Source organism: Streptomyces roseicoloratus (assembly GCF_004117935.1).
Lineage (GTDB): Bacteria > Actinomycetota > Actinomycetes > Streptomycetales > Streptomycetaceae > Streptomyces > Streptomyces roseicoloratus.
Window position 1 is genome coordinate 135,423 of sequence record NZ_SDOY01000170.1, and the last position, 11,664, is coordinate 147,086.

General features: G+C 75.8%; 7 protein-coding genes. 4 read left to right on the top strand and 3 right to left on the bottom strand.

Features of this window, described 5'->3' with window-relative positions:
* Window positions 1-117: 117 nt before the first annotated feature.
* From ESG85_RS30385 to ESG85_RS36825, 3 genes are read right to left on the bottom strand one after another with little or no spacing between them, the layout of a single operon-like run.
* On the bottom strand, window positions 118-2,220 hold the full coding sequence (locus ESG85_RS30385; protein WP_128984381.1) for a serine/threonine-protein kinase: 2,103 nt from the start codon (window positions 2,218-2,220) through the stop codon (window positions 118-120).
* A 27-nt stretch (window positions 2,221-2,247) separates the two neighbouring features.
* Window positions 2,248-4,479 carry a protein kinase domain-containing protein gene (locus tag ESG85_RS30390; protein WP_128984382.1) on the bottom strand — a complete coding sequence of 744 codons (2,232 nt, stop codon included), beginning with the start codon at window positions 4,477-4,479 and terminating at the stop codon, window positions 2,248-2,250.
* Complete coding sequence (locus tag ESG85_RS36825; protein ID WP_181019159.1) at window positions 4,479-5,711, bottom strand: protein kinase family protein; 1,233 nt, start codon at window positions 5,709-5,711, stop codon at window positions 4,479-4,481. The genes ESG85_RS30390 and ESG85_RS36825 overlap by 1 nt, the downstream gene beginning before the upstream one ends.
* A 390-nt stretch (window positions 5,712-6,101) precedes the next feature.
* On the opposite strand from ESG85_RS36825, the gene ESG85_RS36370 reads away from it, so the two are divergent.
* From ESG85_RS36370 to ESG85_RS36380, 4 genes are all read left to right on the top strand, one after another.
* Window positions 6,102-9,077, top strand: a complete 2,976-nt coding sequence (locus tag ESG85_RS36370) for a BTAD domain-containing putative transcriptional regulator (RefSeq protein WP_246095410.1) — start codon at window positions 6,102-6,104, stop codon at window positions 9,075-9,077.
* Window positions 9,078-9,785: 708 nt separating this feature from the next.
* Window positions 9,786-10,916 (top strand): LuxR C-terminal-related transcriptional regulator, encoded by a 1,131-nt coding sequence (locus tag ESG85_RS30410; protein WP_128984471.1) that lies wholly within the window; start codon window positions 9,786-9,788, stop codon window positions 10,914-10,916.
* On the top strand, window positions 10,913-11,347 hold the full coding sequence (locus ESG85_RS30415) for a pyridoxamine 5'-phosphate oxidase family protein (RefSeq protein ID WP_246095412.1): 435 nt from the start codon (window positions 10,913-10,915) through the stop codon (window positions 11,345-11,347). Before ESG85_RS30410 ends, ESG85_RS30415 begins: the two co-directional genes overlap by 4 nt.
* Complete coding sequence (locus ESG85_RS36380; RefSeq protein WP_246095414.1) at window positions 11,305-11,571, top strand: hypothetical protein; 267 nt, start codon at window positions 11,305-11,307, stop codon at window positions 11,569-11,571. Before ESG85_RS30415 ends, ESG85_RS36380 begins: the two co-directional genes overlap by 43 nt.
* Window positions 11,572-11,664 lie beyond the last annotated feature (93 nt).

An 11,664-nucleotide genomic window follows, 5' to 3' on the forward strand; every position in this document is an offset into this window, starting at 1 on the left:
TCCGGGGCGTGTCCGAGTGGGTCTCTCTTCCGGTCCTGGGCGCGGCCGGAGGAAGCGGCTGAGGAGTGTGGGGCAGGGCGGGGCCAGGGGCGTGAGGTTTGGGCCCCGTTGGGGCGTTCAGAAGACCGGTAGGGCGGTCAGGGTCGTGCCGTCCAGGAGGAAGACGCGGTTGTCGGCGGCCGTGAGCCAGTAGCGGTCCGGGGTCCTGATGATCGGGTAGACCCAGGACGGGCGGCCTCCTGAGGTGAAGTCGATGACGTTGACGCCGCCTTGGTCGGCGTTGACGGCGACCGACCAGAGGCCGTGGCCCTGGACGACGAGGGGGCTGGGCGGGTCGCAGCGGAGGAGGCCGTTGTAGGGCCAGTCGCTCGGTCTGCCGGTGGCCAGGTCGTAGCGGAACGGGTAGGAGAGGACCGACGCGTAGACGTGCGGGCCGTGGACGGTCGGCGGGCCCCAGGCGACCGCGTCGGCGTTCGGGACCTTGGGGTTCTCCGCCGTCCAGCGGTCCTTGCCCGTGACGAGGTCGGCGGCGGAGAGGTTCCTGCCCGTGATGCACAGGGTGCGGTCCGACCGTGCGAGGCCGGCCCGGCCGTCCGCGGACTGGCCGGGGCGGCTCCACGCCTTGCGGCCGTCGGACGTGTCGAGGGCGACGACGTCGCCGTCCGCCGCCGCGATCACCAGCCGGCCGTGGGCCGCCAGGCCGCGTGACGCGGCGTCCTTGCCGAGGTCCGCGCCGGCCTCGACGGTCCAGCGGATCCTGGCGTCCGAGCGGCCGACGCAGCGGACGCGCCGGTCCCTGGTGACCAGGTAGACGGCCTCCTCGTCCGCGGCGAGCAGCCAGGCGGCCTCGGCGGGAGACGTCCACTTGGGTTCGCCCGTCGAGGCGACGAAGGTGACCAGGGTGCCGTTCCGGTCGGTGGCGGCCACCAGCCGGTCGGAGAGGGACAGATAGCGGTTGACGGCCACGGCGTCCGGCGCCGTCCAGCGGACGGAGCCGTCGACGACGCCGCGCGCGGCGATCCCGCCCTTCGGGGCGGCGGTGACGACGACGTCCCGGACGGGGAGGGGCGCCGGGGTGTTCTCCGCCACGGCCTCGGGGACCGTCCAGAGCGGCTCGGGTGTCGAGCCGAGGAGGTAGTCGCCCTTCTGCGCGTCGAGGACGCGGCCCTGCGGCGCCGCGACGGCCGGCGGGATGTCGAAGGGGCCGCCGCGACCGTCCCCGTTCCGCAGGTTCCACCACGCGGCGCCGCCGCCGGCCACGAGCACGGAACCGCCCACCGCGAGCCCGGTCAGCAACCGGCGCCGGGAGACCGCGCCGGAGGCGGCCCCGCCCGGCGGGGTGGTCAGCCGGCGGAGGCCCGCCGCGCGGGTCGTGATGTCCTCGGCGAGCGGTCCCTTCCGCCAGGCCCGGTCCGCGCCCCGGGGCGCCGCCGCCTGCCGGGCGATCCGCTCGGGCAGCGGCCGGGCCGCCGGGTCCTTGGCGAGGCACGGACCGATCAGCGGCTGCAGGGCGGGCGGTACGCGGTCCAGGCGCGGCATGCCGTGGACGACCTCGTACTGGACGGCGGCGACGTGTGCGCCCTCGAACGCCGGCCGTCCGCTCGCCGCGTACACCAGGACCGCGCCCAGCGAGAACACGTCGGCCGGAGCGCCGACGCGCTGCCCGAGGACCTGCTCGGGCGCGCCGTAGCCGGGCGTGACCGGCACCTGGCCGGTGGTGGTGAGGGTGAGGCCGTGCTCGGGGCGCGCGATGCCGAAGTCGATGACGCGCGGACCGGCCGTGGTGAGCACGATGTTGGCGGGCTTCAGGTCCCGGTGGACGAGGCCCGCGGCGTGGATGTCGCGCAGCGCGTGCGCGAGCGCCGCCGCCAGGGCCCGTACGGTCGGCTCGTCCAGCGGGCCGTGGGCGGCGACGGCGTCGGCGAGGGTCGGTCCGGTGAGGAACTCGGTCGCGATCCACGGCCGTCCGCCCTCCGTACGGGCGTCCAGGACCCGCGCCACCGATCCCGCCGTGACCGCGCGGGCCGTCTGGGCCTCGCGGACGAAGCGCTGGGTCAGGTGCGGGTCGTGCGCCAGGTGCGGGTGCAGCACCTTGACGGCGGCGGGCCGTCCCTCGCCGTCCTGTCCGACGTAGACCTTGCCCATGCCGCCCTCGCCGAGGACGGCGAGGATGCGGTACGGGCCCAGGCGGATCGGGTCTCCGGATTCCAGCGGCTTCATCGTGGGCGGGACTTTCTGTGAGCCGGGTCAGGCGAGCGGGTACGCGGCGGTGTACTCGCTGTCGACGGCGATCAGCCGTCGCGCGGACGCGTCGACGAAGTAGCGGGCCCTGCCTGCCTTCAACGGGCGGTCCAGGGCGCCGGTGCGGAGGTCGGCGGCGACCACCCCGGTCGCGGAACTCCGGTACGCGTACACGCGCTCCGGGCCGACCGCGGGCGGGAACGCGAGGTCGGAGGCCGTGACCGGCTGCCCCCGCTCCTCCCACCGCTCCTCCCACCGTGCCGTGCCGCCGGCCGCGTCGACGGCGACCAGGCCGCGGCCCTCCTCCTGTGCGTACACCACTCCGTCCTGGACGGCCGGCGGGCCGAACCGGGCTCGCGGGACCGCCCCGGCGAAGCGCCAGGCGCGCTTGCCGTCGGCCAGCCGGAGCGCGACGAGGTCCCCCGTGGACGGGTAGACGTGCCGGTCGTCGACGGCCGGGAGGGCACGGACGAACTCCGGCTGTTCGTCGCCGAGCGACATGCTCCACCGTTCCCTGCCCGTTCCCGCGTCGTGGACGACCAGACGCAGGCCGCCGTCGGCCGCCTGCTGGACGAGGACCAGGTGGTCGCCGGAGGCGCGGGCGAACAGGTAGTGCAGGCGCTCCGACCCGTCCGGCCGGGCCGGGAGCGGGACCTGCCAGAGCCGCCGGCCCGAACCGATGTCGACGGCCAGCAGGAACCACGACTGGTCCCTGCGGTAGCTGCTGCCCTGCGAGGCGGGGCCCCGGCCGGCCGTCAGGAAGACGGTCCGGGGAGTCGCGCACAGCATCTGGATCACGTTCGAGACCGCGTGGACGTCCGCGAGCTCGGCGAACGGGTCGCCGTACTCACCGGTGGCCGGGTCGACCGTCACGAGGGAGAGCGGTTCCTTCTCGTCGCGGTACGTGTCGACCGCGTAGAGCCGCGTGCCGTCCGTGGTGACCTCGCGCAGGAAATAGGGCTTCGGATCGGCCCACTTGGCCGTGCCCGTGGCCGGGTCCAGGCCCTTCACGTCGGTCTCGTCGACGACGAGCAGTCCGTTCAGGACGATCGGGGCCGGCGGGGTGCGCGGTTCGATGGTGCTGGTCTCCACCTGCCAGACCAGGTCCAGCGCCGGTGTCCCGGACGCGGTGGGGGCGGGGGTGCCGGATCCCTTCGGGCCGTCCGACGGTTCGCCGCGCCCGAGCCACGCCCACGCTCCGCCGCCGAGCGCCGCCGCGCCGAGGAACGCACCGGCCCCGGCGGTCAGCAGCCTGCGGCGGGAGAGGCGGGAGGCGGCGGGGCCCGGGGCAGGGCCCAGGCCCGGGGCGGTCGCCGCGAGGTGCTGGTCCGGGGGCGGTGGCGGGAGGCGGTGGGGAGGGATGTGCCAGACGCCGGCGACGCGGCGGGCGATCTCCCTCAGCAGCGGTTCGGGCAGGTGCTCGGCGAACCCCTGCTGTCCGGCGCGCAGTTCGGCCGCGAGCGCGCCTGTGGTCGGTCGGGCGGCCGGGTCCTTGGCGAGGCAGCGGGCCAGGACGGGCAGCAGGGCCGGAGGAACGCCGGTGAGGTCGGGCTCGGCATAGCGGACGCGGTAGACCAGGTCGGCGTGCTGCCCCGTGCCGAAGGGGCCGTGGCCGGTGGCCGCGTGGACGAGGACGCCCGCGAGGGCGAACACGTCGCCGGCCGGGGTGTGTTCCTGTCCGGTGGCCTGCTCGGGGGACATGAAGGCGGGCGTGCCCGCGGCGGTGCCGGTACGGGTGAGGCGGTCGTCGCCGATGGCGCGGGCGATACCGAAGTCGATGACCTTGGGGCCGTCCGCCGTGATCATGATGTTGGAGGGCTTGAGGTCGCGGTGGACGACGTCCGAGGCGTGCAGCTGCGCCAGCGCCGCGCACAGCAGGGCCCCCAGCGCGCGTACGGCGGCCTCGGGCAGCGGGCCGGTGAGGGCGACGGCCTCGTCGAGGGGCGGCCCGAGGACGAACTCGGTGGCGAGCCACGGGGTTTCGGCGTGCGGATCGGCGTCGAAGACCCGGGCGCCGTGGACGGGTCCGATGACGCGGGCCGCGTCCACTTCGAGCCGGAAGCGGGTCCGGACGGCGGGGTCGGTGGCGAGGCGCGCGTGCATCGTCTTCAGCGCGGCGGTACGGCCGGTGGCGGAGCGGGCGAGGTAGACGGTGCCCATGCCGCCGCTGCCCAGGCGGGCGACGAGGCGGTAGGCGCCTATCCGGTGCGGGTCGTCGTGGGTCAGGGGGGAGAGCATCAGCCGTCGGACCAGGGGGTGGGAGTGGGTGCGTGAGCGGGGGCCGGAGCCGGGCGCGTCACGGGAGCGGGAGCGGGAGCGGGAGTGGGAGAGGTAGCGGGAGAGGGTACGGAGGCCGGGGCCGGGGTGGGGGCCGGGGCCGGGGTGGGGAGTTCGGCCGCGAGGACCTGCGCCGACTGCCGCGCGAGCGCGGTGACCACGGAGGCGGGGAGGGGGACGAACGGGGCGGCCGTGTCCAGGGCGGTGGGGTGGTGCGCCGGCGCGGGGCCCGCGGCCGGAGGAGCAGCGGGGTGCGGGGCCGGGTGGGCGGTGGCGGCGTGCGGGGTCGAGTGGGTGCCCGCGTCGAGGGCGGTGGCCTGGTGCTCGGTCACGGGGGCCGTCGGGTGCGGGGCCGGGTGGGCGGTGGCGGCGTGCGGGGTCGAGTGGGTGCCCGCGTCGAGGGCGGTGGCCTGGTGCCCGGTCGCGGCGGCCGTCGGGTGGGCCGTCGGGTCCAGTCGGGCGAGGAGCTGGTGGGCCTGCGGTCGGCGGCCGGGGTCGCGGGCGAGGCACGCGGAGACCGGGTCGCGGAGGGAGGCGGGCAGCTCCTCGCGTTCGGGGACGGTGTGGCCGGTGGCCGCGTAGGCGAGCACCGCGCCCAGGGCGTAGACGTCGCCCAGCGGGCGGGGCCGGCCGCCGGACGCCTGCTCCGGGGCGAGGCTTCCCGAATCGAGGCCCGGCAGACCGCCGCGCTCCACGCCGTCCGGGCCGGCGGCCCGTGCCGCGCCGAAACAGTCCAGGCGGGGCCCTTCGGGGGTCAGCAGGACCGAGGCGGGGGACAGTCCCGCGTGCGTCACGCCCTGGGCGTGGGCCGTGGCCAGGACGCGGGCGAGGGCGGCGCCCAGGGCGCGCACGGTCGGCTCGGGCAGCGGACCGCCGTGGGCCCGCAGGGCGGCGGGGAGCGGAAGGGCGGGGACGTACGGCGAGGCGCACCAGGGGAGTTCGGGCGTCCCGCCCAGCTCGGTGACGGGCAGGAATCCCGGTACGGCCAGGCGGCGGGCGGCCTCGGCCTCGACGGCCCAGCGGGCCGGGTCGACCTCGACGGGCGGGATGTGGACGAGGACGGTGCGGTCGCCGTCGGCGCTGCGGGCGATGAGGCGGCGGGCGGGGACGGCCCGTTCGGGCTCCGCGTCGAGCCGGCCCAGGGCGACGTACGGGCCGGTCCAGGAGGGATCGTCAGGGCGCAGCCGCTCCATGCGCGTTCCCCCCGGTCGTCGATCAGCCGGGCCAAGCCTACTCAACGGCCGGTACGGGGGCGGAGGGAGGTGCGTGCCTCTCCCGTGCTGTCCGTGCCCTGCGTCCGCGCGTGTACGAGCCCCGTGCCACCGCGGCCTGCTCGCCCCGCGCCAGCTCCCGTCCACGTGCCGTCCACAGCCCGTCCGTGCGCCGTCCAGAGCCCCGTCCCTGCGCCGCCCGGGCTCTGTCCCCGCGCCGTCCGGAGCCCCGTCCCCGCAGGTCTGTCAGTTGTCATGTCCCCTTGCCACTGGCATTGGTCTAGTCCAAACTGATCAATCGACGAAGCCTCTGCGGAGTCGGCCGCGTGGGGGCCGCGAGGGCGCCGCCGGTCATGGGATGAGGGGGATGCCATGTCAGAGAGGTCGACCGGCGCGGGGGATTTCGGAGGCGGGCAGGCCGGTGACGGCGGGGCGTTCGGCGGGCGGTTGCAGGCGTTCCGGCGGCGGGCCGGCCTCAGTCAGGAGGCGGCCGCGGCACGCGCCGGGATCAGCACCAGGGCCCTGCGCGACATCGAACGCGGACGCGTGAGGCGGCCGCAGTCGCGGACCCTGCAGCGGCTGGCCGAGGCCCTCGGGCTGACCGGCGGCGAGCTGGCCGACCTGCTGGTCGCCGCCCGCACCGGGCCGCCCCGCGGTGCCGCCCGGCCCCGGCTGCTGATCCTCGGTCCGCTGTCGCTCCAGCACGGCCGGACCTCCGTCCCGGTCACCAGCCCGATGCTGCGCCGGCTGCTCGGGCTCCTCGCGCTCAAGCACCCCGATTCCGCCACCCAGCAGGAGATCATCGACGTCCTGTGGCCGTCCGGTCCGCCCGGCTCCCACCAGAGCCTCGTCCACACGTACGTCAGCCAGGTGCGCCGGCTCCTCGCGCCCGGCGGCCCCTCGACCGGCCCCCGTACGACCGATCCGCCGCCGGCCGTCGCCCGCACGCCCACCGGATACCTCCTGGAGGCCGCCCGGAACCAGATCGACCTCGGCCACTTCGACGAGCTCCTCGCCCAGGCCGAGCGCCTGCACCGCACACCCGACCCGAGGGCCGCGTACGAGTCGCTGACGCGGGCCCTGCGGTGGTGGCGGGGCCCCGTGCTCGCCGACGCCGACCCGGCGCTCAGCCGGCACCCCGCCGCGGTCGTGGCCAACGAGCGGCGCGTCAAGGCCGTGCTGCTGCACGCCGACACGGCGCTGCTGCTGCGCCGGCCCGAGGACGCCGTTCCCGTGCTGTGGGACATGGTCAACACCGAGCCGCTGCACGAGGGCCTGCACGCCCGGCTGATCCTCGCCCTCGCCAGCTGCGGCGAACAGGCCGCCGCGCTCAACGTGTTCAACCGGCTGCGCGACCGGCTCGACGACGAGCTGGGCATCGCGCCGAGCGCGGAGGTCCGCGACGCGCACCTGCGCGTGCTGCGACAGCAGCTTCCGGTCGCCCAGCGCCCGGACCACCCGACACTTACGGATCACCCGACACTGACCGGCCACCCGGTACCGACGGACCACCCGACACTGACCGGCCACCCGACACTGACGGGCCACCCGACACCGACCGAGTACCCGACATCGACGGGCCTGACGTCCCTGACGGCCAGGACGCCCCCGCATCCCGGCCACCGGCCCCCGCACCCCGGCCCCTCGCCCGTACCTCCCGGTCACCGGCCCCCGTCCGCCCTCCCCTCGGCGTCCATGGATCCGCCGCTACCCGCGCAGTTGCCCGCCACGGCCGGTGCGTACGTCGGGCGGCGGCGGCAGATGCGGGAGCTCGACGCGCTCGTCTCGCCCGACCCGGCGGGGCGCGCGCACGTGGTGGCGGTGGTCGGCGCGCCCGGCGTCGGCAAGACCGCCCTCGCCAAGCACTGGGCGCACGCGCGGCGCGAACACTTCGAGGACGGGCAGCTGTTCGTCGACCTGCGCGGCCACTCCCCGCTCCCGACGCTGCGGGCCGGTGACGTCCTGGCGCAGTTCCTGCGCGCCCTGGGCGCGCCGCCCGGCCGGGTGCCCGCCGACGAGGCCGAGGCCGCGGCCCTGTACCGCACGCTGCTCGCCGACCGGAAGACGCTGATCGTCCTGGACAACGCGCGCGACGCCGAGCAGGTCAGGCCACTGATCCCGGGAGCCCGGGGATGCGCGGTGGTGATCACCAGCCGCAGCCGGATGGCGGGTCTGGTCGCGAGCGACGGCGCCCGGCAGCTCGCCCTGGACGTGCTCGATCCCGACGAGGCCCGTCAGCTGCTCGCCGTCACCGTCGGCGAGAGCCGGGTCGCCGCCGAGGAGGAGGCGGCCCGCAGGCTCGTGCGGGTGTGCGGCGGTCTGCCGCTCGCCATCCGGATCGCCGGGGCCAACCTGCTGGCCCGTAGCGCCGGCATCGCCGACTACTGCGACGAGCTGGTCGGTGACGACATGCTGAGCCGGCTGCGCGTCGAAGGGGACCGGCGCTCGACGGTGCGGGCCGCGTTCGAGCTCTCGTACCGTGCGCTCCCGGCCGCCGCCCAACGGATGTTCCGGCTCCTCGGCGTGGTGCCCGGGCCCGATCTCACCGCCGACGGCGCCGCGGCGCTCGCGGACCTGACCTCGGCCTGCGCGGCCGGGCTCCTGGTGGGCCTGACGGACGCCCATCTCGTACGGGAGCGGTCGCCCGGCCGCTTCGGGCTGCACGACCTGCTGCGCTCGTACGCCCGCGAGCTGGTCAGCAGGGACGAGGCGCACGCGGCCCGGCAGCGGCTCTTCGACTGGTACCTCTACCACGCCGACGCGGCGGCCCGGCTGCTCTACCCGGCGTCCACGGGGGCCTCGGACCCGTGCGCCGCCGACGCGGGACCCTCCGCCGCGCTGGTCTTCTCGGACCAGGCCCAGGCCTCCGACTGGCTGGACAGCGAACGCGAGAACCTGGCCGGCGCCGTCCTCCAGGCGTCCGGCGCCGGGTTCACGACCGTGGCCTGGCGGCTCGCGGAGAGCCTGCACGGCTACCTCTCGCAGAAGATGTACACGGGCGACTGCCTGAAGGTCGCGACGGCCAGCCTGTTCGCCGCGACCGCCGACGGCGAGCTGCGCGCCCAGGCCTCCGCCCAGCTGCGGCGCGCCGAGTGCCACCGGTCCCTGACCAACACCGCACAGGCCCTGGAGCTGTTCGCCGGCGCCCTGGACCTCGCGCGGCAGGCCGGCTGGCACGACGGGCAGGTGCTCGCACTGCGCGGCATCGGCACCGCGCACCAGGAGAACGGGGACGGGCGGCTCGCCCGCGCCTACCTCGCCCAGGCCCGCGAGCTCGCCCGGCGGGGCAGCGGGGCGGCGCCACAGGGCGCCGACGGCGATAACAGCGACTCCGGTATGTTCTGCTGACCTCCGGGGCGGCAGCACAACTCCTGCGGAAGTGCTGCCGGTTCTGCCGGTCCCTACGGACCTGTCGGCGGCGGCCGGCGGAACCGCAGCTCAGCGGGGGCGCGTTCGGCCGGAACCGGCATCCCGGCGGGCTCCGGGCCCTCTGGCCGGGCTGTAGGGGGCGGACCAGGTCTGGACCATACGGTGGCTCCATCGCAAGGTCGTTCCCCGCCCAGAGCCTCCGCACCGAGCCCCGCCAGAGCCCCCGCCCAGAGCCTCCGCACCGAGCCCGCCCGTCCGCCCGAGCTCCTGCCCCGAGCGCCCGCCCCCGCCCCGCCACCCGACCTCAGCGCCAGCCCCCGCCACCCGACCTCAGCACCCGCGCCGGCGCCCGCGTCCGCATCCCCACTCGCGTCCGCGTCCGCATCCGCGTCCGTATGCCCGCTCGCATCCGCACCTGCATCCGCACCCGCGGCCTCATCCAGGAGATGCGGCGTCCGCACGCATGCCCGCGCGTCGGCCCGCCCGTCCGCCCGCCGTCCGCCTCACCGTCCGGTGCGGCCCCTCCGCACGTCCGCCCGCAGCACCACCCCGTACGCCGGCGCCACCCCGCACCACCGCGCCACCCCGCACGTCCGCGCCACCCCCGCACGTCCGCGCCACCCCGCACGTCCGCACCATCCCGCACGTCCGCATCCGCACCGTCCGCGCACGCAGATTGAGGTGACGATGGAATCCGCGGCACTGACCCCGCACCAGAGCCTCCGGGTGTTCGAGGGGCCCCTGAGCCCCCACGGACCTCTGGACCCCCGGGCCGCCGATGACCTGCCCGGGAGCCAAAGAGCTTCCGAGGTCGACGAGTTCGTGGTCCGCGTCTATGAACACGCCGTCGGCCGGGCCGACTTCAGCCCGTCCGGGGTCGCCCAGGAGCTGGGTGTCCCGTGGCGGCGCGTCGAGCACGCCGTCGGCGTGCTGCGCGCGCTGCGCCTGGTCAAGCCGGCCGAGGGCCGCGCCGGCCGTCTCGTCGCGGTCAGCCCGGAGGCCGCCCAGATGGAGCTGCTCGTCCCGCTGGAGCGGGAGATCCTCGACCGACGGCACCGACTGGCCGGATTCAAGGGCCAGTTGAGCTCGTTCGTGGCGGCGTTCGAGAAGCACTCCACGGCCCGCACCGAGCCCGTGGTGATCACCGACGACCGGGAGGAGATCGAACTCCGGCTGCTCCGGGCAGCGCAGAGCTGCACCACCGAGGTCCTGGTCGTGCAGCCGTGCGTCGCCCGTGAGACCCGTGAGCTGCGCTTCGCCCGGCCGCTGGTCCTCGACGCGCTGCGGCGCGGCGCGCGGGGCCGGATCATCTACCCCCACACCGCGCGCGGGGACTCCGACACCCGCGCCCACCTGGGAGAACTCCTCTCCGTCGGCGGTCAGGTGCGCACCACCAAGGAGGTGCGCGACCGCTTCCTGATCTTCGACCGCAAGACGGCCTTCATCCCCGCGGGCGGAGCCGAGGGGGAAGGCGACGGCGGGGGCGGGGCGATCGCCGTCGTCTACGAGGGGGCGGTGGCGGCCTTCCTGGCCGGACAGCACGGCCGGCTCTGGGAGTCCGCGTACGACTTCGACTCCGGGGCGGCCGGTTACGCCGGAACGCTCGAGGACCTGAAGGCGACCCTGCTCGACCTGCTGGCCTCCGGCGCGAAGGACGAGGTGATCGCGCGCCGGGTGGGCATGTCCGAGCGGACCTTCCGCCGTCACGTCGCCACGATCATGCAGGACCTGTCGGCCACCAGCCGCTTCCAGGCGGGCGTGCTCGCGGCCCGCACCGGTCTGGTCGACCCGCGCGCCCCGAGGAGCGATGCCGCATGAGCCGCTACGACCACATCGCGTACACGCCGTCGGTGCGCAGGGCGCAGGAGGAGATGGGCAGCGCCACGGCGGGCGACCGCCGGCTGCGGGGGCCGACGGGGGAGGCCGAGCCGCTCACCGAGGCCGCCGCCGGCTTCATCCGGGGCCTCGACGGCTTCCTGTTCGCGAGCGTGAGCGAGACCGGCTGGCCGTACATCCAGTTCCGGGGCGGGCCGCCGGGCTTCGTCCACGTCGTCGACGAGCACACCCTGGGCTATCTGGACGTGCGGGGGAACCGGCAGTACATCACCACCGGCAACGTGCGCGGAGACGGCAGGGTCGCGCTGTTCTTCCTCGACCAGCCCCGGCAGGCCCGCCTCAAGCTGTACGGCCGGGCCGGGCCGGCGCCGTGCCGGTCGAGTCGGCGGATCCTGGGCTCGTCGAGCGGCTGAGCTCACCGCGGACCGACGGCACGGTCGAACAGCTCGTCACCATCAGGGTCGAGGCCTTCGCCTGGAACTGCCCCAACCACATCACGCCGCGCTTCAGCGAGCGCGAACTCTCCGGCGCCCTGGCCCCGTTCCGCGACCACCTCGCCCGCCTGGAGGAGGAGAACGCCTCCCTGCGCGCGGAAATCGCCGCGTACCGCGACGTCGTCGCACCTCCCGCCCGCTGACCGAATTCGGCAGCCGGTTCCGGTCATTGAGAAACCCGCCGAGGAATTCCTAGGCTGGAACCAGCAAAGAGCCCCCGAAGCAGACGGAGACCT